Below are 23,506 nucleotides of genomic sequence, written 5' to 3'. Positions count from 1 at the left end.
GTCACATGCACGAATAGAGCTGCCCGAACAGGTCCACGACCAGTCCGGGCCGGGTCCAGCCGGCGAGCGCGAGCGCAATGGCGGCCACGGCGAGCGCCCAGCCCGCCACGCGCCACCATCGCGCCCGCGTCATTTCCGGCATGGCCTTCCCTTCATGCAAACGGCCCGCAGCTCGCCGAGTTGGTCCAGGTCGAGCCGCAGAGGTAGAGCGTGACGCTGGCCGTGTAGCCGATGCGTCCGCCGAGCGTCAGATATTGCTGCAAGGTCAGCCGCCCGGCCGCGTAGTGGTTGACGACCGTGTCGGTGATGGCCTGCGAATAGGCCGTGCCGGCCTGGGTGCTGGCCGCGACCGGCGCCGACTGCGCGCTTGCGCCGTTGGCATTCACCGCCGCCACCGCATAGCTGTAGCTGGTCGCGGGCGCGAGGCCGCCGTCGGTGTAGCCGGTGCCGGTGGTCGTGCCCACCTGCGTGCCGTTGCGCCACACCTGATAGCCGGTGGCGCCGCCGCTGGCGCCCCACGCCAGCGTGATCGACGTGCTGGTGCTGCCGGTCGCGGCCAGTCCGGTCGGCACCGCCGGCACGCCGGTTCCGCCCCCGCCGCCGCCCGTGAAGCCGCTGCCGATGCGATCGACCATCGCCTTGATGGCCGCCATCTGCACGCCGGCCTTCTGGTCGAAATTGCTGCCGTACCAGCCGATCCAGTCGAAGCAGCCGTTGGGGTTGGCGAGCGAGCCGCTGGCCGCCGTGGCGTGGCTGGTGTTGTCGACCACCGCCTGCGGGTACAGGACGATGAGCTTGTTGGTGTCGGCCCAGCGGTTGTAGCCGGTGTTGCGCAGGAACTTGTCGCCGATCTTGGTGTAGCCCTGCTGGCAGCCGTGCAGCGCCACATGCACCTTGCAGGCCTGGCCGGCGGCGCAGGCGGCCGGCACGAAGGCCCAGCCGGTCGAGTCCATGCCCTTGCCGGCGCCGATGAACTCGGTCTGGTCGAACTGCACCAGGCTGCCGCCGAGCGTGCCGGTGTTGCGCGCGGCCAGCGTGCCGTAGATCCATTGCAGCATCGTCCCGGCGCCATCGAAGCTGCAATTGCTGATGTACGGCGACACGGCCGAGCCGCAGGCGTTGTTGCCGGTGCTGTCGTAGTCGGTCGGGAAGGTATGGGCCGCGCCGCTCGGCTTGTCGTAGCGCAGGTTGGCGGCGCTCACGAAGTTGCCGGTGCCGACGTACATCGCCTGCACCTGGTTCATCACGCTGGTGGCCACCGTGGTGTCGGCGCTGCCGCTGAACAGGTAGATGCGCTGGCTGGCGATGTTGGCGACCGGGTCGATCTGGTTGCCGCTCCAGTTGCGCATGTTGGTCACCGACTGCGTGACGCTCGGCGACGACTGGTACATGCAGCCGGTGTAGTTGCGCTGGCCGGCGCAGTCGTAGGGCCCGCCGGCGAACACGCCCACGCCCTTGAAGATCGACGAATAGGCCACGCCGAGCTGCACGGCCATGAAGCCGCCGGCCGACAGGCCCGAGACCGAGCTTTGCGTCTTGTCGACGTTGTAGCCGGCGAGCGGCGGCGCGGCGCGGGCCGCGAGCGGCAGCGCGGCAAAGGGCAAGGCGAGGGACAGCGCAAGCGCATGCAGCGCGCGCCGGCGCGAGGGTGAAACTGAAATCACGGCGGTCTCCTCAATGCGCGGACTTAGCTTGCGTCCGCTGGCGCGCCACTAGACGCGCGGGGAGACCGTTTCTCAATGCGGGATTTCGTTGTCGGACAGCGCCGTCACGCCACCGCGAGCCGCGCCATCGGCTGCTCGCGGATCGGCAAGTTCGCCAGCCCGGCCACCACGCCCAGCACGACGGTGATGGCCCAGACCACGTCATAGCTGCCGCGCCTGTCGTACAGCCAGCCGCCCAGCCACACGCCCAGGAAGCTGCCGACCTGATGGCTGAAGAACACGAAGCCCGACAGCATCCCCAGATAGCGCACGCCGAACACCGTGGCGATGACGCCGCTGGTGAGCGGCACCGTGGCCAGCCACAAGAAGCCCATCGCCGCCGCAAACACCAGCGTGGAGGCGGCCGTGAGCGGCAGCGCCAGCCACAGCGCAATCACCGCCGCGCGCGTGAAATAGATGCCCGACAGCAGCCACTTGGCCTTGATGCGCGCGCCGAGCTGGCCAGCGCTCCAGGTGCCGGCGATGTTGAACAGCCCGATCAGCGCCAGCGCCCACACCGCCAGCTGGGGGTCCATCGCCTTGTCGCGCAGATAGGCCGGCAGATGCACGCCGATGAACACCACCTGAAAACCGCAGACGAAGTAGCCGACCATCAGCCAGCGGAAGGCCGGCGTGGCGAAGGCCTCGCGCGCGGCCGCCAGCGGCGACTGCTGCATGCCGGGTGCGGCGGGCGCGGCCGCCGGCTCGCGCAAGCCGAGGCCGAGCGGCAGCATCAGCAGCGCCAGCGCCGCGAGGCCGAACAGCGCCTGCTGCCAGCCGACATGGCCGATCAGCCATTGCGAGATCGGCACCATCGCGAACTGGCCGAACGAGCCGGCCGCCGCGCAAATGCCGAGCGCCTGGCTGCGCCTTGCGGGCGGCGCGGTGCGGCCGATCACGCCGTAGACCAGCGAGTAGGTGGTGCCCGAGCAGGCCACGCCGATCAGCACGCCGGCGCCCAGATCGAACAGCGGCACATTCGGCGCAAGCGCCATCAGCACCAGCCCGCCCGCGTAGCAGAGCACCGCCAGCGCCAGCACGCGGAAGGCGCCGTGGCGGTCGGCCAGCATGCCGGCGAAGGGCTGGGTCGCGCCCCAGAGCAGGTTCTGCAAGGCCAGCGCGAAGGCGAAGGTCTCGCGCGACCAGCCGCGCTCCTGCGTGATCGGCAGCTGCCAAAACCCGAAGCCGTGGCGAATGCCCATCGCCAGCGTGACGACGAATCCGCCGCACACGAGCACGGTGGTGAGAGACAGACGATGGCGCAGCGGCGGAATCATGACGGGTGGCGATAGCAGGCGGGGCGCCAGTTTGCGGGCTGCGGCCAGCGGCCGGGGATGAGCTGTTTGCATGGCTCGGATAGCCGCCGCGCATCCGGCACACTGCCGCAGCCGGTCCGCCGTCCGGCCCGCGGCCAGTGCCCGCCGGGCCTTGCCCGCCGCTGCCGCCGCGCCCGATTCCCGCCCAACTTTGCCGACCGCCGTGACCGATCTCAGCTCCGTCCTCGCCCCGTCCGCCGTCCCGTCCGCGCTTCCGTCCGCCGCCCTGCCCGCTCTCCCGCCCGCGCGCGCCGCCGTCGCCGCGCTCGAAGGCTCGCGCATCCGCGAGGTGGCCAATGCCGGCCTCGGGCTCGATGTGCTGCCGTTCTGGTTTGGCGAGCCCGACTGGCCGACCGATCCGCGCATCGTCGCGGCGGCGCAGGCGGCGCTGGCGGCCGGCGACACGCGCTACGGCCACAACCTGGGCCAGCCGGCACTGCGCGAGGCGCTCGCCGGCTATCTGTCGCGCTTGCACGGCAGGGAGATCGGCGCCGGGCGCGTGGCCGTCACCTCCTCGGGCGTGAGCGCGCTGATGCTGGCGCACCAGACCCTGCTCGATCCGGGCTCGCGGGTGGTCATCGTCACGCCGGTCTGGCCCAACCTCACCGAGGCGCCGGCGATCCTCGGCGCGCAGGTGCTGAGGGTGGCGCTCGACTTCGATGCCCAGCGCGGCTTTCGCCTCGACCTCGACCGGCTGCTCGACGCGCTCACGCCCGGCACGCGCGCGCTCGTCATCAACTCACCCAACAACCCGACCGGCTGGACGCTGACCGCCGCCGAGCGCGACGCGATCCTGGCGCACTGCCGCCGCCACGGCATCTGGATCGTCGCCGACGACGTCTACGACCGGCTCTGGTACGGCCATGCCGCCGATGCCGCCAGCGCGCGCAATCCGCGCGGTTACGCCGTGGCGCCCGGCTTCCTCGAAGTCGCCGAGCCCGAGGACCGGCTGCTGGCCGTCAACAGCTTCAGCAAGAGCTGGCGCATGACCGGCTTTCGCCTCGGCTGGCTGGTGGCGCCGGCGCCGCTGATGGAACGGCTCGGCGTGCTCATCGAATACAACACCAGCTGCGCGCCCGGCTTCGTGCAGGCGGCGGGGCTTGCGGCGCTCGGGCTCGGCGAGGCGGTGATCGAGGCCCAGCTCGCGCACTACCGCGCCGCGCGCGATGTGCTGGTGGCCGGGCTGGCCGAGGTGCCGGGCGTGCAGGTGGCGCTGCCGCCGGGCGCGATGTACGCGTTCTTCCGGCTGGAGGGCGAGCGCGACAGCCTCGGGCTGTGCAAGCGGCTGGTGCGCGAGCAGCGGCTCGGTCTGGCGCCAGGCCTCGCCTTCGGCGCCGAGGGCGAAGGCTTCGTGCGCTGGTGCCTGGCCAACGAACCGGCGCTGCTGCGCGAAGGCATCGCGCGGCTGCGCGTCGGGCTCGGCCGCTGACCCACGCCGCCACGCCCGGATTTGCCCTCACCCGCGCGGTGACAAGCCGGCGCCGGCCGAAATGCCGGTGTAGCTTGGTCGGATTCCCGACAAACCGGAGCATTCCGATGACGATCCAGGTTGGCGACACCCTGCCCGACGGCACCCTCTACGAGTACTACGACGCGCCCGAAGGCGCCTGCGTGGTCGGCCCCAACGCCTTTTCCGTGAGCGAGCTGGTCAAGGGCCGCAAGTTGGTGATCTTTGCCGTGCCGGGCGCCTTCACGCCGGGCTGCTCCAAGACCCATCTGCCCGGCTTCATCCGGCTCGCCGACGCGATCAAGGCCAAGGGCGTGGCCGACATCCTCTGCGTGGCGGTCAACGACGCCTTCGTGATGGGCGCCTGGGGCCGCGAGCAGGGCGCCGGCGGCAAGGTGCGTCTGCTCGGCGACGGCAGCGCCACCTGGACCACCGCGCTCGGCCTCGATCTCGACCTCGTTTCCAAGGGCCTCGGCGTGCGCTCGCAGCGCTACGCCCTCATCGCCGAGGACGGCGTGGTCAGGCATCTGGCCATCGACGTGGCCGGCAAGATCGAGGCGAGCACCGCCGAAGCCATCCTCGAACTGCTCTGAAACACGCGTCGCCGACCGATCTGGCACGGGTCTTGAAACAAGCGAGCTGCGTGCCTGTCAAACGCAACACATCCCGGGTAGATTTTCTGTCCGGGGTTCTTGACGCATGCGCATCTCCCCCGCGCATGCGATCCGGTCGGGGTGTTCGCAATGAAAATCCTCAAATTGAGTTCCCAGGGCTTGCCGCAGTCCTGGATTTCGCTCGAAGCCGCCGTGCTGCACTACGCAGCGGGTGACGTGCGCTGGGAAGTGGGCAGTCCGGTCGCGGTGTTCCGCGGCGGGCACAACGCCCGCACCGGCCGCCAGTCGGTCATCGAGGTCAACTCGATCATCGGCACCAAGGGCGTGCCGCGCATCAATCCCTTCCTGCTCACGCCCGGGCTCACCAACGGCAAGCTGTTCGCGCGCGACCGCCATGTCTGCGCCTACTGCGGCGGCCGCTTCGTGAGCGACGCCCTCACGCGCGAGCACATCGTGCCGTTCGCGCAGGGCGGCCGCGATCACTGGATGAACGTGGTCACCGCCTGCCGCGCCTGCAACCATCAGAAGGCCAACCGCACGCCCGAGCAGGCCCACATGCCGCTGCTCTACACGCCCTACATCCCGACGCTGTGGGAGGACTTCATCCTGCGCAACCGCCGCATCCTGTCGGACCAGATGGACTTCCTCATGGCGCATCTGCCGTCGGGCTCGCGGCTGCACGACTGAGCGTGCGCTCGCAAGCGGTGTCGCTTCGCACGCCACGCATTTCCGCCGTCGGGCGCCGAGCAACGATCCTGAGTGCGCGGCGGCGGACCGTGGGTTAGCGTTCAAGCTTCCTGCCCCGCCCGCCCAACAATGTCGAACCCCGCCTCCCGCTCCGCCCTCGCCCGCGTGCTCGTCGTCGAGGACAACCCGATCAATCGCGAACTGGCTCATGCCCAGCTCGAAAGCTTCGGCTGCGATGTGGAAACCGCCGAGAACGGCCAGGTCGCGCTCGACCGTCTAGCCGAAACCGGCTTCGACGTGGTGTTCATGGACATGCAGATGCCGGTGCTCGACGGCCTCGCCACCATCCGGCTGCTGCGCGCACGCGAGGCCGGCGCGGCAACGCACCAGCGCGTGATCGCGCTGACCGCCAACACCTTCCAGAGCGACATCGACACCTGCCTGGCCGCCGGCTTCGACGGCTTCATCGGCAAGCCCTGCTCGATCGAGGACATGCGCCGGGTGGTCGAGACCGCCATCGGCGCGCGCTGAAACGCAGGCCGGTCGGCCGCGGCGCCGGCGCGCGCACGTCTAGAATCGCGCGGCTTCGCCGGGCGCCGCCCGGGGCCCACGGCGCCACGCCATCTCCATTCCATGCCAGCAGCTCAACGCAAGATCGTCGTCCGCCAGTCGAAGATTCACGGGCGCGGCGTGTTTGCCGGCCGCGACCTCGACAAGGGCGAGCGCCTCATCGAATACAAGGGCGAGCGCATCTCGTGGGACGAGGCCATCGCGCGCCATCCGCACGACCCGGCCAATCCCTTCCACACCTTCTATTTCGATGTGGACGACGGCGTGATCGATGGCGGCGTGGGCGGCAACAGCTCGCGCTACATCAATCACTCCTGCAATCCCAACTGCACCGCCGTCACCGAGCCCGGCCCCGACGGCCTCCAGCATGTGTTCATCGAGGCCAGGCGCGCCATCCCGGCCGGCAGCGAGCTGTTCTTCGACTACGGCCTGGTGATCGACGGCCGCATCACCAAGCAGCTGCGCGAGGACTACCGCTGCCTGTGCGGCAGCAAGAATTGCCGCGGCACCATGCTGGCCGAGAAGAAGAAGAAACCCGCCGCCAAGAAGCGGGCGCGCACCTCGGCCAAAAAAGCCGCCGATAGCGCCGACTGAGCCGCCACCGCCCGCCCGACGCCTCGGCCGCCCGTCTTGCCGACGCGGTTTTGCGGGCCTCGCGCAGCCACCCCGGCGCACAATGCGGCGGTCGATTTCACCCTCCCACGGCGGCCCGCCGCCACGACATCGCATGCCCCACAGCCCCATCCAGCTCGTCCCCGCGCCGCGCCGCGCCGAACCCGCCGGTCGCAGCGCCCGCATCACCCGCGCCGAAGTGCTGGCGCTGTTCGATCTGCCGTTCAACGATCTGATCTTTCGCGCGCAGCAGGTGCATCGCGCCAATTTCGATCCCAATGCGGTCCAGCGCTCCACCCTGCTGTCGATCAAGACCGGCGGCTGCGAAGAGGATTGCGGCTACTGCCCGCAATCGGCGCATCACGACGCCGGCGTCGAAGCCACCAAGCTGATGGAAAAGGATGCGGTCGTCGCCGCCGCCCAGGCCGCCAAGGCCGCCGGCGCCTCGCGCTTCTGCATGGGCGCGGCCTGGCGCGGCCCCAATGCGCGCGATCTCGAAAAACTGGTGCCGATCATCGAGGCGGTGCATGAGCTGGGGCTGGAAACCTGCGGCACCTTCGGCCTGCTCGACGAAGGTCAGGCGCAGACGCTGCGCGCCGCCGGCCTCGACTACTACAACCACAACATCGACACCGCGCCCGAGCACTACGCCGACATCATCCACACGCGCAAGTTCGAGGACCGCATCGACACGCTCGACAAGGCGCGCTCGGCCGGACTCAAGCTGTGCTGCGGCGGCATCGTCGGCATGGGCGAATCGCGCGAGCAGCGCGCCGGCCTGATCGCCGAGCTGGCCAGCATGGCCGAGCCGCCCGAATCGGTGCCGATCAACCATCTGGTCGCGGTCGAAGGCACGCCACTTGCTGGCGCCGATGCGCTCGATCCGTTCGAATTCGTGCGCACCATCGCCGCCGCGCGCATCACCATGCCGACCAGCTTCGTGCGCCTGTCCGCCGGCCGCACGCAGATGAGCGACGAAATCCAGGCGCTGTGCTTCCTGGCCGGCGCCAACTCGATCTTTCATGGCGAGCGGCTGCTGACCACCGGCAATCCCGAGGCGGATCGCGACGAAAGGCTGTTTGCGCGGCTGGGGCTTCGCACGATGTGAACGGAGTTGCAGCCGTCTCTCCATGCGGGTCGCAGGCGAGTGCGCAGGCACTGATTTGGTGATCGAATTGCTGCGTCGCGGTACGATTAATCAGCAAAATGAATGCGTTTTACAGCGCATTCCTTCGGAATTCGGATTGCGGAAGTTCGTGGGCAATTGCTTTCTACCCTCAATTCATCGCACCAATTCCGCAACACCTCACTCCTTCCAGTCATAGGAAATCAAATGGGCGAAATCCTCATCGACGCGGCAGTCGGCGAAGCCGCCGCGGCAACCACGACCGGCCTGCTGATTCCGGTCATTCTGTCGGGCGGCTCCGGCACCCGGCTCTGGCCGATGTCGCGCGCCCAATATCCCAAGCAGCTGCTGCCGCTGCACGACAGCAACACGCTGCTCCAGGCCACCGCGCTGCGTACCGACGGCTTTGCTTTCGGCGCCGTGCGCCTGGGCAAGCCGCTGGTGGTCAGCAACGAGGAATACCGTTTCGTCATCGCCGAACAGCTCAAGGCCATCGGCAGCGCCGCCGAATCCATCGTGCTGGAGCCGATCGGCCGCAATACCGCGCCGGCGCTCACGCTGGCCGCACTCGAAGCCTCGCTCGATCCCGCCGAAGACCCGCTGCTGCTCGTGATGCCGTCCGATCACGTCGTCAACGACATTTCCGCATTTCAAAATGCATTGCGCGCCGGTATTCCGGCGGCGCAAAACGGCGCAATCGTGACTTTCGGGATCATTCCCGATCATCCGGAAACGGGTTACGGCTATATCGAAATCAAGGCCGACAATGTCGGCACGCCCGGCCCGATTGCTTCCTTTGTCGAAAAACCGGATGCCGAAACGGCCCAGCGTTATGTCGATTCGGGGCGTTTCGTCTGGAATAGCGGTCTTTTCATGACCCGCGCCTCGGTCTGGCTCAAGGCCATCGGCGCCTTCCGCCCCGACATCCTCGAAGCGGTGAAGGCAGCGCATGCCGCCGGCAAGCGCGACGGCCAGTTCCTGTTCGTGCCGCGCGCCGAGTTCTCGGCCAGCCCGTCCGATTCGATCGACTACGCGGTCATGGAAAAGCTGCCGGCCGACACCGGCACCGGCATCCCGGCCTGGGTCGTGCCGCTCGAATGCGGCTGGTCGGACGTGGGCGCCTGGGGCGCGCTGTGGGACGTGGCCGAGAAGGATGCGGGCGGCAACGTCACGCGCGGCGACGTGCTCACCACCGACACCACCGACACGCTGGTGCTGGCGCAATCGCGCATGGTGGCCTGCGTCGGCGTCGACAATCTGGTCATCATCGAGACGCCCGATGCGGTGATGGTCGCCAACAAGGACGACACGCAGAAGGTGAAGGACATCGTCGGCCAGCTGCAGAAGGCCGGCCGCTCCGAAGCCATCGCCCACCGCAAGGTCTACCGGCCCTGGGGCTGGTACGACAGCATCGACAACGGCCCGCGCTTCCAGGTCAAGCGCATCGTCGTGAATCCGGGCGCCACGCTGTCGCTGCAACTGCACCATCACCGCGCCGAGCACTGGATCGTGGTGAGCGGTACGGCCCGTGTCACGCGCGGCGAGGACACTTTCCTGCTGTCGGAAAACCAGTCCACCTACATCAGCATCGGTCAGGTGCATCGCCTGGCCAACCCGGGCAAGGTGCCGCTCGAAATCATCGAAGTGCAGTCGGGCAGCTATCTGGGCGAGGACGACATCGTCCGCCTCGAAGACACCTACGGTCGCAGCGGCGGCCCGATCTGCTGATCCTCCCCTGACGCGCCGGCCCGGCGGCACTTGCTGCCGTCGGGCCGGCCGCCCGTTTCTCTCTCACGCAAGCATGACGCCCACGACCGACTTCTCCCGTCCCGTCCTCTGCGTGCTCGGCCTGCCGTTCGACATCGTCGATCTGGCGGGCGCCGAGCAGGTCATGCGCTCCGCCATCGCGGACCGGCGCCGGATGTTTCTTTCCACGCCGAACATCAATTTCCTGATCGCCTGCCAGACCGATGCGGCCTTCCGCGAATCGGTGATCGACAGCGATCTGTCGGTCGCCGACGGCATGCCGATCATCTGGCTGAGCCGGCTGGTCGGCACGCCGCTGCCCGAGCGGGTTGCCGGCTCCACGCTGTTCGAGCGCCTGTGCGGCGACGCTGCGCGGCCGGTGTCGGTCTATCTGTTCGGCGGACCCGACGGCATTGCCGCCAAGGCGGCCGCGGCCATGAGCGCGCGCTGCCCGGGCGGCCGCTGCGTCGGTGCGCGTTCGCCGGGCTTTGGCACGGTGGCGCAGATGAGCCCGCCCGAAGTGCTGGCCGAGATCAACGCCAGCAAGGCCGATTTCCTGCTCGTCGCGCTCGGCGCGAAAAAGGGCCAGGAGTGGATCGTGCGCAATCTGGCGGCGCTCGACGCGCCCGCCATCAGCCATCTGGGCGCGGTCATCAACTTCCTCGCCGGCACCGTGTCGCGCGCGCCGCTGCTGGCACAGAAGCTGGGGCTGGAATGGATCTGGCGCATCAAGGAAGAACCCAAGCTCTGGCAGCGCTACTGGAAGGACGGCGTGGCGCTGCTGGGCATGCTCACGCGCTTCGCGCTGCCGCTGGCACTGGCGCAGCGCCGGCGCGGCGCGGCGGTGCCGGCCACGCTCGATGTGCGCGGCCGCCGGCTGACGCTGGGTGGCGACTGGAGCGCGACCGAAGCGCCCAAGCTCGGCGCAGCCTTCACGCTGCTGGCGGCAGCGCCCGGGCCGGTCGAGATCGATCTGTCGGGCGTGCGCTGGATCGACGGTCATGCGATCGGCAAGCTGCTGCTGCTGCGCGCGCACCAGAAGCGCGCCGGCCAGCCGCTCAACATCACCGCGCGCGGGCCGGCGCGTCGGCTCATCGAGCTGCATGCGGCCGGTTATCTGCTGGCCGCCGACAGCGCCCAGCCGGCTGGCGCCGCCGCGCGACTGCCGCTCTGATTGCGCCGGGCGGCCGACGCGCCGCCCTGAACCCGCCAGCGCCGCTCAACTGCCCTCGACGCCGATCACGCCCGCGCGCAGCGCCATCAGCGTGATCTCGGCCTGATTGGCCGCGCCGAGCTTCTGCTTGACGTTGTACAGATGCGTGCCGACGGTCGACGGCGACAGCTTGAGCGACTCGGCGATCTGCGCCACGGTCTGGCCGCGCGCCAGCTGCACGAACACCTCGAACTCGCGCGCCGACAGCTGCTCGATCGGGCCGCGCTCGCCACCGAATTCCTGCAAGGCCATGCGCTGGGCGATGGCGGCATCGACCACGCGCCGGCCGCGCGCCACGTCGCGGATCGCGTCGATCAGCGCCTCGGGCGCACCGCGCTTGCTCAGGTAGCCGAGCGCGCCGGCCTGGAGCGCGCGCTTGGGATGGCTCGTGTCCTCATGCGCCGACAGCGCCAGGATGCGGGCCGCGCGGTCGCGCGCGACGATGCGCCGCATCGCCTCGATGCCGCCCATGCCGGGCATCGCGATGTCCATCACGATCACATCGGGCCTGGCCTCGACGAACTGCTGGTAGGCAGCCTCGCCGCTGTCGGCCTCGGCGATCACCGCGATGTCGTCGGTCGATTGCAGCAGCAGCCGGAAACCCATGCGCACCACCGCATGGTCGTCGACGAGCATGACCCTGATCTTGTCCATCGGCCGACTATACGGCGCCGCCGTCGAGCGGCAGCCGCGCCGCCAGCGTGAGCCCGGCGCCGTCGCCCGAGGCCAGCAGCAGCCGGCCGCCGAGCGCCTCGGCGCGCTCGCGCATGCCGATCAGGCCCCAGTGGCCGGGCTTGTCGCGCGCATCGGCGGCCAGCCCCAGGCCGTCGTCGCGCACCTCGATGCACAGCTCGCCGGCATCGAGCCGCAGCGCCAGCCCGATGCGGCGCGCATGCGCATGCGCGACGGCATTGGCCAGCGCCTCCTGCGCGATGCGGTAGGCCGCCGTCGCGACCGGCCCGGGCAGCGGATCGGGCAGCGTGCCGGCGTCGTAGTCGAAGCCGATGTCGGCATGCGCGATGCGCAGATCGTCGATCAGATCGCCGAGCGCATCGGCCAGCCCGAAGCGGTCGAGCGCCAGCGGCCGCAGGCGCGGGATCAGCTCATGCACGCTGGTGTACATGCGCGCGGCCGTCTCGCCGATGAGCCGGGCCGCCGTGGCGCTGTCGGCATCGGCGGCGGCACGCTTTTCGAGCACCAGCGCCAGGCTGCGCACGGCGGTGATCTGCTGGCCCAGCTCGTCATGCAGCTCGCGCGCGATGGCGGCGCGCTCCTCCTCGATGCGGCGCTCGGTGCTGTGGGCCAGCGCGCGGTTCTCGTCGAGCCGGGCGCGCGCCTCGGCGGCGGCCAGGCGCTGCACCTCGTTGTCCTCGACCGCCTGCGCCATCGCGTTGAAGGCATGGCTCATGAGCCGGCCCTCGCGCCCGGCCAGCGCCGGCAGCCGGATGCGGTAATCGCCGCGCTCCATCTCGCGCAGGCCGTCGAGCAGCACGCCGAAGGGCTGGGTGATGCGCCGGGCGATCCACACCGCCAGCAGATTGGCCAGCGCCAGCCCGCCGGCCGCCAGCGCCAGCATGCGCAGCAGGTCTTCCCAGCCGTCGAGCGTGGCGCGCGAGGCATCGGCATGGATCAGCATCTGGCCGCCCGGCAACGCGATGCTGCGGGTCTCGATGCGGGGCGCGACCAGCTGCGCAAACCAGGCTGGCGCATCGCGCCCGGCCTTGTACTGCGACGGCGGCGAGGCATAGAGCAGTCGGCCGTCGGCCGCGCGCAGCTCGATCTCGGTGGCGCGCACCCGGCCCAGCCGCTCCAGAAAGCCGAGCATGCCCGGCAGCCCGGCCTGCTCATACACCCAGCCGACGCGCGCCAGCAGCTGGGCCGTGACGCGGCTGGAGGTCTCGATCTCCTCATGCACGCCGCGCCGCGTGTCCTGCACCTGCATGGCCACGAGCAGCGCGGCAAAGCCGAGCGTGAGCACGGTGAGGACAAGCTGGATGCGCAGGCGAAGACTCATGGCGTGGGCTTATGGCAGGCGGCGCGCAGGCTGTCGAGCGGCGCCCGGCAGGCTCATGAAAATCATGAGGCGCGATTCCAGCTTTACGCGAGGCGCACGCAGTGCAGCAATCGGCAATCTCCTTCCACACCGGGTTCGCGCCCGGCTCAACCCACCCGAGGAGACTGACATGACCTGGACCACCCCCGCCGCCACCGACCTGCGCTTCGGCTTCGAAATCACGATGTACATCGCCAACCGCTAAGCAGCGGCCAGCGAGCGGGCGTTCCTCGCGGGGCGCCCGCTTTTTTTTCGCGAACCACATTCAGGGCGACGCACATGCACATCCGCATCCTCGGCTCGGGCGCCGGCGGCGGCTTCCCGCAATGGAACTGCAACTGCCGCAACTGCGCCGGCCTGCGCGACGGCACGGTGCGCGCCACCGCCCGCACGCAGTCGTCGATCGCCGTGAGCGGCGACGGCGAGCGCTGGGTGCTGTTCAACGCCTCGCCCGATGTGCTGGCGCAGTTGCGCAGCTTCCCGGCGCTGCATTCGGCGCGCGAGCTGCGCGACACCGCCATCGAGGCCATCGTGCTCATCGACGGCCAGATCGACCACACCACCGGCCTCTACATGCTGCGCGAGCACCGCAAGCCCTGGCCGCTGTGGTGTACCGCGCCGGTGAAGGAAGACCTGAGCGCCGGCAATCCGCTGTTCGGCCTGCTCGCGCACTACTGCAAGCTCGACTGGAACGAAGTGCCGACCGATGCCAGCGCCTTCGAGATCGCGCGCGTGCGCGGCCTGGCATTCAGCGCGCTGCCGCTCATCAGCAATGCGCCGCCCTACTCGCCGCACCGCGATCATCCGCGCGCCGGCGACAACATCGGCGTGACCGTCACCGACGGGGCGAGCGGCCGCAAGCTGTTCTACGCGCCGGGCCTCGGCGAGATGGAACCGGCCGTGTGGGCCGCGATGCAGGCCGCCGACTGCGTGCTGGTCGACGGCACCTTCTGGACCGACGACGAGATGATCGCCCTCGGCGCCAGCCCCAAGCGCGCGGTGCAGATGGGCCATCTCGCGCAGAGCGGCCCGGGCGGAATGATCGAGTGGCTCGACCGGCTGCCCGCCGGCACCCGCAAGGTGCTCATCCACATCAACAACACCAATCCCATCCTCGATGAAGACAGCGCCGAACGCGCGCTGCTCACCGCCCACGGCATCGAGGTGGCGCATGACGGCATGGAGATCGCGCTGTGAACGCACCCCAAGGTTTCGCCCTCGCCTGGAACCGCGACGAGTTCGAGGCGCAACTGCGCGCCAAGGGCCGCGCCTATCACATCCACCATCCGTTCAACGTCATGCTCAACACGGGCAAGGCCACGCCCGAGCAGATTCGCGGCTGGGTGGCGAACCGCTTCTACTACCAGATCGCCATCCCGGTGAAAGACGCGGCGGTGCTCAGCAACTGCCCCGACCGCGAAGTGCGGCGCGGCTGGCTCCAGCGCATCCTCGATCACGACGGTTTCGAGATCACCGGCTCGGACGGCCAGACGGTGAAGGACGACGGCGGCATCGAGGCGTGGATCCGGCTCGGCATTGCCACCGGCCTCACGCGCGAGGAAATCACCGATCTGCGCCATGTGACGCCGGCGGTGCGGTTTGCGGTCGATGCCTATGTCAACTTCGCGCGCCGCGCGCCGTGGCAGGAGGCTGTGTGCTCCTCGCTCACCGAGCTGTTCGCGCCCGAAATCCACAAGCAGCGCCTCGCCACCTGGCCCGAGCATTACCCGTGGATCGAGAGCAGCGGCTTGCAGTATTTCCGCAACCGCGTGAGCCAGGCGCGGCGCGATGTGGAGCAGGGGCTGGCCGTCACGCTCGACCATTTCCGCAGCCGCGAGCAGCAGGACCGCGCGCTCGAAATCCTCCAGTTCAAGCTCGACATCCTGTGGGCGATGAACGATGCGATGGCGCTGCGCTACGGCGTGCAGGGCGTGGCGCAGTGAGCGCGCCGGTCGAGTCCGATGCCGCGCTCGCGGTCGTGCCGCGCGTCGCGCGGCTGTTCCGGCTGCAATACGAGGAGGTGCAGCAGAGCTGGGTGCTGCTGTATCCGGAAGGCATGGTCAAGCTCAACCAGAGCGCCGGCGAAATCATGAGCCGCTGCGACGGCAGCAAGACCGTGGCGCAGATCGTCGCCGAGCTGGAAGCGGCCTTCTCCGCCACCGGCCTGACCGCCGATGTGCTGGGCTTTCTCGACATCGCGCGCAGCAAGCGCTGGATCGAGACTTGAGCGCCGGGAGACGTGGATGAGCTGTCCTGAAAGCAGTACCGGCAATGCCGCTCTGGCGGCGCTGCGCACGCCGCAGGCCGCGCCCATTGCCGCCGGTGGTGTGGCGCCGGCCGGCCCGCCGCTCTGGCTGCTCGCCGAGCTCACCTACCGCTGTCCGCTGCATTGCGTGTTCTGCTACAACCCGGTCGACTTCGCCCGGCACGAAGCCGAGCTTTCCACCGACGACTGGCTGCGCGTGCTGCGCGAGGCGCGTGCCGCCGGCGCGGTGCAATGCGGCTTCTCGGGCGGCGAGCCCATGCTGCGCGACGACCTCGAAGTGCTGGTCGCCGAGGCGCACCGGCTCGGCTTCTACACCAACCTGCTCACCTCGGGCGTGGGCCTCACCGAGCAGCGCGCCGCCGCGCTCAAGGCCGCCGGGCTCGATCACATCCAGCTGTCGTTCCAGGACTCCACGCGCGAGCTGAACGACTTTCTCTCGCACACCCGCACCTTCGATCTCAAGCAGAAGGTGGCCCGCATCATCAAGGACCACGGCTGGCCGATGGTGCTCAACTGCGTCGTGCACCGGCTCAACATCGAGTACATCGACCGCATCATCGAGATGGCCGACGAGCTTGGTGCCGAGTATCTGGAGCTGGCCAACAGCCAGTACTACTCGTGGGCGCTGCTCAACCGCGACGAGCTGCTGCCGTCGCGCGCCCAGCTCGAACGCGCCGAGCGCATCACCAACGACTGGCGCGCCGCCCACGGCGACCGCATGCGCATCTTCTACGTCGTGCCCGACTACTACGAAAACCGGCCGAAGAAATGCATGAATGGCTGGGGCAATGTCTTCCTCACCGTCACGCCCGACGGCACGGCCCTGCCCTGCCATACCGCGCGCATGCTGCCCGGCCTCGACTTCCCCAATGTGCGCAGCATGCCGGTCGCCGACATCTGGCATTCGAGCGAAGGCTTCAACCGCTATCGCGGCACCGGCTGGATGAAGCAACCCTGCGCCAGCTGCGACGAGAAGGAGAAGGACCTGGGCGGCTGCCGTTGCCAGGCCTACATGCTGGCCGGCGATCCGGCGGCAGCCGATCCGGTCTGCGCCAAGTCGCCGCAGCGCGCCGTGGTGGACGCGGCGGTATCGCTCGCGCAGCAGCCGCGCAGCGCGCCAGCCCAGCCACTGGTGTTCCGCGATCCGAAGGAATCGCGCGCCAGAACAACAGCGCCCATCGCGCCGGACGAGAAAGTTTCTGCAAAGCCTTGCGTTATCCCCTGAGCGTGCTAGAGTCCGGCCTCTTCAGACGCGGGGTGGAGCAGTCTGGCAGCTCGTCGGGCTCATAACCCGAAGGTCGTAGGTTCAAATCCTGCCCCCGCAACCAGTTTCGAGAACGCCTCGTCGGCCACAAGCCTGCGGGGCGTTTTTCATTGTGGCGGCCGGATCGGAGCATTGCGGACCGGCCTGCCGCTGGTGCAGAAGAAGCCGAGCCCGGCCGTTACAGGCGTAGCCGGCGCGAAACGCCGCCCGCCCCGACGCAGCGCTAGCGTGCAGTGACCGATCGCGCTTTTCGGGGCCTTTCATGCACTGCCGCCTTGCTGTCCTGCCCGTTCTCGTCGCCCTGCTCGGCGGCTGCGCCGTCTATGGCGAGCCCTACCGCACAGAGGTGTATCGCGAAGACATCTATTACTCCCAGCCCTATTACGGCTCGCGCATCTACAGCGCGCCGCCGATCTATCAGCCGCGCTACTACACGCCGCCGCCGGTGATCATTGCGCCGCCGGTGATCGTTCCGCCGCGTTACGGCGGTGGATGGGCGCCGGGCTTCGGCCGCGGGCCACATCGCGGCGAGGGCTGGGGCGGCGGGCCGCGTGACGGCGGCCGCTGGCGCGGCGGCGACCGGCGCTGAGCGCCGACCCGCCGTCAGAACAGGTCGCTCGGCGCTCCGGCACGCGCGGCGGGATCGGCCAGCTCATCGAGCACCGCACGCAATTGCGCATAGGCAAAGTCCAGATCGTCGGCCGAGGTGCAGTAGGGCGGCAGGAAGTAGACCGCATCGCCCATCGGCCGCATGAGCACGCCGCGCGCAATCATCGCTTCGCGCAGCGCGCGGCCGGATGCCGAGGCATAGCCACCGACATCGCCAGCGGGCTGGGCCAGATCGAAGGCGGCGATCGTGCCCCACTGGCGCGGCCGCGTGACCAGCGGATGGCCGGCGATGGCCGCGAGCCGCTCGGCCTGCATCGCCTCCAGCGCGACGATCTTCGCCATCACGTCTTCGTCGTCGAACAGCTTGAGCGAGGCCAGTGCGGCGGCGCAGCCGAGCGGATTGGCGGTGAAGGTGTGGCCGTGCAGCAGCGCGCGGTCGACGTTTTCGCCGAGGAAGGCATCGTGGATGTGCGGCTGGGCCAGCGTCGCGGCCATCGGCAAGAAGCCGCCGGTGAGGCCCTTGCACACGCACAGCAGGTCGGGCGTGAAGCCGATGTGCTCGGCCGCGAACATGCGGCCGGTGCGACCGAAGCCGGTCATGACCTCATCGAAGATGACCGGCACGCCGCGCGCGCGCACCCGCTCGCAGACCGCACGCTGGAACGGTGCGCGCGCCATGCGCATGCCCGAGGCGCCCTGCACCAGCGGCTCGAAGATGAAGGCGGCGAGGTCGTCGCCATGCCGGTCCAGGTAGGCGTCGAGCCGGGCCAGCGCGGCGGCTTCCTCGGCATCGATAGAGGCATTGTCGATCCAGCTTTGCGGCCAGGGCAGGAAGTCGACGCCGAACAGCCAGTCCTCGAACGGCGTGTAGAAGCCCGACGACTTGCCAGCCGCCATCGCGCCGAAGGTGTCGCCGTGATAGCCGCCCTCGAAGGCGAGAAAGCGGTGGCGCTTGCGGCCCTGGTTGATCCAGTACTGGCAGGCGATCTTGAGCGCGACCTCGATGGCGGTGGAGCCGTTGTCGGAGAAGAACACATGCTTGAGCGGCGCCGGCGCGCGGGCCGCCAGCTCGGCCGCGAGGCGCGCGGCCGGCTCGTGCGCGATGCCGGCGAACATCGTGTGCTCCAGCGTCAGCGCCTGCTCGGCCAGTGCGCGGGCGATGGCCGGATGCGCGTGGCCGTGCAGATTGACCCACCAGCTCGACACCGCATCGAGATAGCGCCGACCGTCGGCGGCGATGAGCCATGAGCCTTCGCCACGCACGATGGGCAGCGGTGCGGGCGCGGTCTGGGCCTGGGTGAACGGGTGCCAGCAATGGGCGCGGTCGAGGGCGAGCCAGTCGGGTGCGGTCATGTCGAGGAGGAAGCGGTGGAGGGCAGCAGCATCACCAGCAGCACGCCGGGCGCGCCGGCGGGAGCGAGGGTGATCTGGTCGAAGGCGAGCGCGCCCTGCCGGGGGTGATCGAACAGGCGTCGGCCGCCGTCGCGCGACTGCACATCCTGCGCCGACCAGAGCCGCGCGAAATCGGCGCTGGCGGCGCAGAGCGCGGCGACCAGTTCGCGCGTTGGCGACTCGGCGACGAAGCCGGCGCTGTGGGCGCGGAACTCGGCGACCAGGCGCGCGGCGCGCTCGGGCCAGTCGCGCACCAGGGCGCGCGCCGACGGGTCGAGGAACATGAAGCGCAGCAGATTGCGCTCGCTGGCGCGCCGGTCGAGCCAGCCGGTGAAGAGGCGGCGCGCGGCGGCATTGGCGGCCAGCGCGGTCCACTGGCGGTCGAGCAGATAAGCCGGATGGCGCACCGCATCGACGCTGGCGAGCAGCAGCGGCGCGACGCTGTCGGCGAGCAGCGGCTGGGCCGGATCGCGCCGACCGGCCAGCTCGAACAGATAGCGGCGCTCGGCGGCCGAGAGTTGCAGCGCGGCGGCAAGACGCGCGAGCGCCTCGGCCGACAGCGCCACCGCCCGGCCCTGCTCGGCCCAGGTGAGCCAGGTGGGACTGAGGCCGGCGAGCTGGGCCAGCTCCTCGCGCCGCAGGCCGGGCGTGCGCCGGCGCAGGCCGGCCGGCAGGCCGAGCGCGGCCGGCGACAGACGCTCGCGATGGCTGCGCAGAAAGGCGCCGAGAGTGGGGGCTGGAGTCATGGTTTCGGGTACTTGGCGGTTGGCTTTTATAACAGGATAAGCAGCTGCCTGTTACCAGGAACGAGGCGGCGCTAGATTGGCCGCCCCAACCCACAGCGGAGCCTGCCATGCCAGCCGTCGACGATTCCTCCATTGCGCAATTCGGTGCCAGCGCGGCCGCCTATCTGACCAGCGCAGTGCATGCCGGCGGTGCCGATCTGGCGCGGCTCGCGGCGCTGACGCCGGCCGGCGGCACTGCGCGCGCGCTCGACCTGGGCTGCGGCGCCGGCCATGCCGCCTTCGCCATCGCGCCGCGCGTGGCCAGCGTGACGGCCTGCGATCCGACGCCCGAAATGCTCGAAATAGTCGCGGCCGAGGCGCAGCGGCGCGGGCTGGCCAATGTGCTGGCGCAGCCCGCCCATGCCGAGCGGCTGCCGTTCGCCGATGCGAGCTTCGACATGGTGGTCACGCGCATGTCGGCGCATCACTGGCGCGATCTGCCGGCCGCGCTGGCCGAGATCCGACGCGTGCTGGTGCCGGGCGGGCAGCTGGCGCTCATCGATGTGCTCGGGCATGAAGAAGCTGCAATCGACATGCATCTTCAGGCGGTGGAGCTGCTGCGCGACCGCTCGCATGTGCGCAATCGCAATCCGTCGGAATGGCGCGCGCTGCTGGCGGCGGCGGGCCTGATCGTCGAGGCGCACGAGGCCTGGCGGCTGCCGATCGACTTCGACGGCTGGCTGGCGCGCATGCGCACGCCGGCGGTGCGGGCCGCCGCCATCCGCGATCTGTGGCAGGCCGCGCCGGCAGCGGTGCGGGCAGCCTGGAAGGTGCAACCGGATTGCAGCTTTGAGCTGGACTGCGGGCTGTTCGTGGCGCGGCGCGCTGCGGCCTAGGCGTCGAGCGCTGCGCGCAGGGCCGGCGGCAGCGCCAGCGCATGCAGCTGGGCCGCCAGATCGGCGGCCGGGTCGAGCCGGGGCAGCTCGGCCAGCACCGGCAGCCGGCCGTGCCGCTCGATGGCGGCGCGGTTGGCGGCATTGGGCGCGCCGCTCATCACCACGCCGAGCAGCGGCAGGCCGCGCGCACGCAGCGCCTCGACCGACAGCAGTGTGTGATTGATGGTGCCCAGGCCGCTGCGCGCCACCAGCAGCACCGGCAGCGCCAGCTGGCGCGCCAGATCGATCATGAGGAAGTCGGGCGCGACCGGCACCAGCAGGCCGCCCGCGCCTTCCACCACCAGCCGCTCGGCGCCGGTCGGCAGCACGAAGCCGGCCGGATCGATGACGCGGCCTTCCAGCTCGGCGGCGCGCGCCGGCGATTCGGGCGCGGCAAACCGGCAGGCTTCGGGAAACACCCGCACGCCGGCCAGCCGCGCCACGCCGCCGCTGTCGTCGCCGTCGTCGGTGGCGGTGCCGGTCTGGGCCGGTTTCCAGTAGGCGGCCGGCCAGTGGTGGGCGATCCAGGCGCTTGCCAGGGTCTTGCCCACGCCGGTGTCGGTGCCGGCGATGAAGATGGCTTTCATGCGATGCGGACGAAGGCGAGTTCGTAATTCATGACCAGCGGCGCCGGGCAGGCCGCGAGCACGCGCCGCAGCGCGACCGGACGATGACCGGCGCGCGCGGCATCGGCGCCGATGGCCCGCAGCGCGCGCGCAAACGCCAGGCCGTCGGCATGCGGCTCGTCGACGCGCACGAACTCGATCCGGCAGCTGCGGCCGTGGACGGCGGCGAGCCGCCGGCACAGCGCGGCGAGCGCCTCGGCCCTGGGCAGCGGTTGCAGGCCGCAGTCGGCGCCGACCGCATCGTGCGCCGCGCGCCAGGCCGCGAAGGAGCCGTCGAGCAGCAGGCTGAAGGCCAGCACGCGGCATTGCGAAAGATGCAGATCGAGTACGGCTTCAAGCGGATGCAGCCATTGCAGGCACATGGCCGAGACGATCCAGTCGGGCGCGGGCGCAAAGCGGATCTGGCGCGCATCGGCCTGGGCGGCGGTCAGGCGCGGCTGATCGGCGAAGCGCGTGCGGCAGTGCTCGACCATGGCCGGCGCGAGGTCGGTGGCGAGCAGTTCGGCATCCGGCCAGCGTGCGAGCAGATGCGCGCTGAGGAAGCCGGTGCCGCAGCCCAGCTCGGCGATGCGGGCCGGCGCGGCAGCGGGCTCGGCCTGGGCGAGCCAGTCGGCGAACTGCGCGGCGGCGCTCTGCTGGGCGCGCGCTGCGGCGTCGTAGCGCGCGGCGGCGGCGGAGAAGCGGTCGGCGACGGTGAGCGGGCGCGGCGTCATTCGGTGGCGGGCGGGAGGGCGGCAACAAAGCGCGCGATGGCGGCGGCGCAGTCGTCCGGCGCATCGAGCGGCAGCAGATGACTGCCGGCCAGCGTCACGAGTTCCGTGGCGAGCGGCGCGAACAGGGTCTGCGCATGCTCGGGCGCGACGACGGCATCGGCAGCGGCGACCAGCGCGAGCAGCGGCACGGCGGGCGGCACGAAATCGCTGTCGCGCAACTGGCGCAGCGCCTCGGCGAGCGCGGCGCTGTCGGCGCGGTACGGCGGCACGGCGGCCGGCACCGCACCGCCTTCGGCACAACGCGCATGAAAGTCGGCGAGGCAGCCGTCGGCATCGAGCGCCAGCCGCGCCAGCATCGCGTCGACCGCGCGCGCCGGCATGCCGCTGCGCCGGCCGGGCGCGCGGCAGAAGCGCGTGAAGCCGTTGATCGACACCAGCGCACGCCAGCGCGGCGCAACCGTCGCCTGCGCCAGCCGCGCAAAGCCCCAGGAATGGCCGATGCCGATCCAGCCGCCGTCGTCGCGCGCAGCCGCGTCGGCGACCGCAGCGCGCGCCGGACCGAAGAAGCCCAGCTCCTCGGCCAGCAGTTCGTGCGCGGGAAAGCGGGCGCGCAGCGCGGCCGCGAGCGGATCGAGACTGCGCGCATCCAGCCCCCAGCCGTGGCAGAGAACGAAGCCCGGCATCAGTCGGCCTGCGTCGCGCGCCAGTCGAGGATGGCACCGGCGAGCGCATCGATCTGCGTCGCCGTATGCGAGGCCGCGAGCGCGATGCGGATGCGCGCGGTATTGGGCGGCACGGTCGGCGGCCGCACCGCCGACACCACCAGCCCGCGCGCCGCGAGCCAGGCCTTGAGTTCAAGCGCGCGCGCATCGCTGCCGACGATGACCGGCACGATGTGGGTCGTGGACGTGCCGGTATCCAGCCCGCCCGCCTGCAAGCGCTTGCGCAGCGCCTCGGCGCTCGCCGTCAGCGCCGCGCGCCGTGCGTCCATGCCCGGCAGCCTGTTCCACACCGCCAGCACGGCGGCCGCGAGCGGCGGCGCGATCGCCGTCGAATAGATGAAGCCGGTGCAGCGGTTGAGCAGGTAATCGCGCACCGCGCGGCTGCACGCCACATAGGCGCCCTGGGCGCCGATGGCCTTGCTGAAGGTGCCCATCGCCGCGCCGCGCCCGCCGATCCAGCCGCTCGCCAGCCCCTGACCGGTGGCGCCGGCCACGCCGGTCGCATGCGCCTCGTCGAGCCAGAGGAAGGCGCCGAACTCGTCGGCCAGCGCGGCGAGCGCCGGCATGTCGAGCGCATCGCCGTCCATGCCGAAGATGGTCTCGGCCACGATGAATTTCGGCCGCACGTCGCCCGCATGCTTTTGCAGCAGCTCGCGCAGATGGCCCAGATCGTTGTGCCGGAACCGCAGCTGATGCACGCCGGCGAGCTGGCAGGCGTGATGCAGGCTCGCGTGATTGAGCCGGTCGGCGAACAGCAGCGGCTCGGCGCCGAGCGTCTTGCGGTCGAGCAGCGCGGCGAGCGCCGTCGCATTGGCCTGATAGCCCGACGGGAAGACCAGCGCCGCCTCGGTGCCCTTGGCGGCGGCGATCGCGGCTTCGAGCGCGGCATGCTCGGGCCAGTCGCCCGACAGCAGCCGCGAGCCGGTCGCGCCGACGCCGCTCGCCTGCGCGGTCGCGCACAGCGCAGCGATGGCATCGGCGTCGCGCGCGAGGCCCAGGTAATCGTTGTGCGAAAAATCGGCGACGGCGCCGTTCAGGCTCGCCTGCCCGGGCAGGCTGCGTCGGCGCGAATCGGCTTCGAGCGCGGTGCAGGCGGCGGCATAGCGGCGGTCGAAATCGCCGCTCGCCGCGAGGATGCCGGCGCTCGCCTCAGTCATTGCCCGTCAC

Annotated in this window: 26 protein-coding genes and 1 tRNA gene; 16 read left to right on the top strand and 11 right to left on the bottom strand. The window is 70.4% G+C overall.

The features are described 5' to 3' along the window. Nucleotide 1: 1 nt before the first annotated feature. The 3 genes from B9P64_RS29120 to B9P64_RS20090 all read right to left on the bottom strand — a co-directional run bounded on the left by B9P64_RS29120 (nt 2) and on the right by B9P64_RS20090 (nt 2,980). Nucleotides 2-133: a hypothetical protein gene (locus tag B9P64_RS29120; RefSeq protein ID WP_268877154.1), complete on the bottom strand. Its 132-nt coding sequence runs from the start codon at nt 131-133 to the stop codon at nt 2-4. Nucleotides 134-152: 19 nt separating this feature from the next. Continuing rightward, nucleotides 153-1,664, bottom strand: coding sequence for an extracellular catalytic domain type 2 short-chain-length polyhydroxyalkanoate depolymerase (locus B9P64_RS20095; RefSeq protein ID WP_139826428.1), 1,512 nt, complete (start codon nt 1,662-1,664; stop codon nt 153-155). Nucleotides 1,665-1,768: 104 nt separating this feature from the next. Beyond that, nucleotides 1,769-2,980 carry an MFS transporter gene (locus tag B9P64_RS20090; protein ID WP_085317951.1) on the bottom strand — a complete coding sequence of 404 codons (1,212 nt, stop codon included), beginning with the start codon at nt 2,978-2,980 and terminating at the stop codon, nt 1,769-1,771. A 202-nt stretch (nt 2,981-3,182) separates the two neighbouring features. Here B9P64_RS20090 and B9P64_RS20085 point away from each other — a divergent pair, with 202 nt between their 5' ends. From B9P64_RS20085 to B9P64_RS20050, 8 genes are all read left to right on the top strand, one after another. Next, nucleotides 3,183-4,448: a pyridoxal phosphate-dependent aminotransferase gene (locus tag B9P64_RS20085; protein ID WP_407919696.1), complete on the top strand. Its 1,266-nt coding sequence runs from the start codon at nt 3,183-3,185 to the stop codon at nt 4,446-4,448. A gap of 107 nt (nt 4,449-4,555) precedes the next feature. Next, the gene (locus tag B9P64_RS20080) at nt 4,556-5,059 is read left to right on the top strand and encodes a peroxiredoxin (protein ID WP_085317949.1); all 504 of its coding nucleotides are present in this window, start codon (nt 4,556-4,558) and stop codon (nt 5,057-5,059) included. A 150-nt stretch (nt 5,060-5,209) separates the two neighbouring features. Beyond that, the gene (locus B9P64_RS20075) at nt 5,210-5,767 is read left to right on the top strand and encodes an HNH endonuclease (protein WP_085317948.1); all 558 of its coding nucleotides are present in this window, start codon (nt 5,210-5,212) and stop codon (nt 5,765-5,767) included. Nucleotides 5,768-5,896: 129 nt separating this feature from the next. Beyond that, nucleotides 5,897-6,298: a response regulator gene (locus tag B9P64_RS20070; RefSeq protein WP_085317947.1), complete on the top strand. Its 402-nt coding sequence runs from the start codon at nt 5,897-5,899 to the stop codon at nt 6,296-6,298. 102 nt (nt 6,299-6,400) lie between these two features. After that, nucleotides 6,401-6,931 carry an SET domain-containing protein gene (locus B9P64_RS20065; RefSeq protein WP_085317946.1) on the top strand — a complete coding sequence of 177 codons (531 nt, stop codon included), beginning with the start codon at nt 6,401-6,403 and terminating at the stop codon, nt 6,929-6,931. Between the two features lie 133 nt (nt 6,932-7,064). After that, nucleotides 7,065-8,057, top strand: coding sequence for a biotin synthase BioB (gene bioB, locus B9P64_RS20060; RefSeq protein WP_085317945.1), 993 nt, complete (start codon nt 7,065-7,067; stop codon nt 8,055-8,057). Between the two features lie 225 nt (nt 8,058-8,282). After that, complete coding sequence (locus B9P64_RS20055) at nt 8,283-9,803, top strand: mannose-1-phosphate guanylyltransferase/mannose-6-phosphate isomerase (protein ID WP_085317944.1); 1,521 nt, start codon at nt 8,283-8,285, stop codon at nt 9,801-9,803. Between the two features lie 73 nt (nt 9,804-9,876). Next, nucleotides 9,877-10,995, top strand: a complete 1,119-nt coding sequence (locus B9P64_RS20050) for a WecB/TagA/CpsF family glycosyltransferase (RefSeq protein ID WP_085317943.1) — start codon at nt 9,877-9,879, stop codon at nt 10,993-10,995. Nucleotides 10,996-11,040: 45 nt separating this feature from the next. Here the strand turns inward: B9P64_RS20050 and B9P64_RS20045 are convergent, their stop codons facing one another. Both B9P64_RS20045 and B9P64_RS20040 read right to left on the bottom strand, forming a co-directional pair. Continuing rightward, the gene (locus B9P64_RS20045; RefSeq protein WP_085317942.1) at nt 11,041-11,688 is read right to left on the bottom strand and encodes a response regulator; all 648 of its coding nucleotides are present in this window, start codon (nt 11,686-11,688) and stop codon (nt 11,041-11,043) included. 7 nt (nt 11,689-11,695) lie between these two features. After that, nucleotides 11,696-13,048: a histidine kinase gene (locus tag B9P64_RS20040; protein ID WP_085317941.1), complete on the bottom strand. Its 1,353-nt coding sequence runs from the start codon at nt 13,046-13,048 to the stop codon at nt 11,696-11,698. Between the two features lie 169 nt (nt 13,049-13,217). Here B9P64_RS20040 and pqqA point away from each other — a divergent pair, with 169 nt between their 5' ends. The 7 genes from pqqA to B9P64_RS20005 all read left to right on the top strand — a co-directional run bounded on the left by pqqA (nt 13,218) and on the right by B9P64_RS20005 (nt 17,206). Beyond that, nucleotides 13,218-13,292 (top strand): pyrroloquinoline quinone precursor peptide PqqA, encoded by a 75-nt coding sequence (gene pqqA / locus B9P64_RS24645; protein WP_139826432.1) that lies wholly within the window; start codon nt 13,218-13,220, stop codon nt 13,290-13,292. A gap of 74 nt (nt 13,293-13,366) precedes the next feature. Continuing rightward, nucleotides 13,367-14,284: a pyrroloquinoline quinone biosynthesis protein PqqB gene (gene pqqB, locus B9P64_RS20030; protein WP_085317940.1), complete on the top strand. Its 918-nt coding sequence runs from the start codon at nt 13,367-13,369 to the stop codon at nt 14,282-14,284. Then, the gene (gene pqqC / locus B9P64_RS28250) at nt 14,281-15,030 is read left to right on the top strand and encodes a pyrroloquinoline-quinone synthase PqqC (RefSeq protein ID WP_085317939.1); all 750 of its coding nucleotides are present in this window, start codon (nt 14,281-14,283) and stop codon (nt 15,028-15,030) included. The genes pqqB and pqqC overlap by 4 nt, the downstream gene beginning before the upstream one ends. Beyond that, entirely contained in the window at nt 15,027-15,314 is a 288-nt protein-coding gene (pqqD, locus tag B9P64_RS28245; RefSeq protein ID WP_085317938.1) for a pyrroloquinoline quinone biosynthesis peptide chaperone PqqD, read from the top strand. Before pqqC ends, pqqD begins: the two co-directional genes overlap by 4 nt. Nucleotides 15,315-15,330: 16 nt before the next feature. Further along, a complete protein-coding gene (gene pqqE, locus B9P64_RS20015; protein ID WP_085317937.1) occupies nt 15,331-16,578 on the top strand; it encodes a pyrroloquinoline quinone biosynthesis protein PqqE in 1,248 nt (415 codons plus the stop codon). Nucleotides 16,579-16,604: 26 nt separating this feature from the next. Beyond that, nucleotides 16,605-16,681: transfer RNA gene (locus B9P64_RS20010), tRNA-Met, on the top strand. Between the two features lie 198 nt (nt 16,682-16,879). Further along, nucleotides 16,880-17,206, top strand: a complete 327-nt coding sequence (locus B9P64_RS20005; protein WP_085317936.1) for a hypothetical protein — start codon at nt 16,880-16,882, stop codon at nt 17,204-17,206. A 14-nt stretch (nt 17,207-17,220) separates the two neighbouring features. On the opposite strand, the gene bioA is transcribed toward B9P64_RS20005, so the two are convergent. Together bioA and B9P64_RS19995 are read right to left on the bottom strand one after the other, a co-directional pair. Next, the gene (gene bioA / locus B9P64_RS20000) at nt 17,221-18,579 is read right to left on the bottom strand and encodes an adenosylmethionine--8-amino-7-oxononanoate transaminase (protein ID WP_085317935.1); all 1,359 of its coding nucleotides are present in this window, start codon (nt 18,577-18,579) and stop codon (nt 17,221-17,223) included. Beyond that, on the bottom strand, nt 18,576-19,364 hold the full coding sequence (locus B9P64_RS19995; protein WP_085317934.1) for an MmyB family transcriptional regulator: 789 nt from the start codon (nt 19,362-19,364) through the stop codon (nt 18,576-18,578). Before B9P64_RS19995 ends, bioA begins: the two co-directional genes overlap by 4 nt. Nucleotides 19,365-19,471: 107 nt before the next feature. Here B9P64_RS19995 and B9P64_RS19990 point away from each other — a divergent pair, with 107 nt between their 5' ends. Then, nucleotides 19,472-20,239, top strand: coding sequence for a class I SAM-dependent methyltransferase (locus B9P64_RS19990; RefSeq protein WP_085317933.1), 768 nt, complete (start codon nt 19,472-19,474; stop codon nt 20,237-20,239). Here B9P64_RS19990 and bioD read toward each other — a convergent pair. From bioD to B9P64_RS19970, 4 genes are read right to left on the bottom strand one after another with little or no spacing between them, the layout of a single operon-like run. Beyond that, complete coding sequence (gene bioD / locus B9P64_RS25825; RefSeq protein WP_085317932.1) at nt 20,236-20,865, bottom strand: dethiobiotin synthase; 630 nt, start codon at nt 20,863-20,865, stop codon at nt 20,236-20,238. The genes B9P64_RS19990 and bioD overlap by 4 nt on opposite strands. Next, the gene (locus B9P64_RS19980; protein ID WP_085317931.1) at nt 20,862-21,617 is read right to left on the bottom strand and encodes a methyltransferase domain-containing protein; all 756 of its coding nucleotides are present in this window, start codon (nt 21,615-21,617) and stop codon (nt 20,862-20,864) included. Before B9P64_RS19980 ends, bioD begins: the two co-directional genes overlap by 4 nt. Further along, nucleotides 21,614-22,300 carry a hypothetical protein gene (locus B9P64_RS19975; RefSeq protein WP_085317930.1) on the bottom strand — a complete coding sequence of 229 codons (687 nt, stop codon included), beginning with the start codon at nt 22,298-22,300 and terminating at the stop codon, nt 21,614-21,616. The genes B9P64_RS19980 and B9P64_RS19975 overlap by 4 nt, the downstream gene beginning before the upstream one ends. Beyond that, a complete protein-coding gene (locus B9P64_RS19970) occupies nt 22,300-23,496 on the bottom strand; it encodes an aminotransferase class I/II-fold pyridoxal phosphate-dependent enzyme (RefSeq protein ID WP_085317929.1) in 1,197 nt (398 codons plus the stop codon). Before B9P64_RS19970 ends, B9P64_RS19975 begins: the two co-directional genes overlap by 1 nt. Between the last annotated feature and the right edge of the window lie 10 nt (nt 23,497-23,506).

The organism is Derxia lacustris, assembly GCF_002105195.1.
Taxonomy (GTDB): domain Bacteria; phylum Pseudomonadota; class Gammaproteobacteria; order Burkholderiales; family Burkholderiaceae_E; genus Derxia; species Derxia lacustris.
This window is presented reverse-complemented; position numbering and strand designations above follow the sequence as displayed.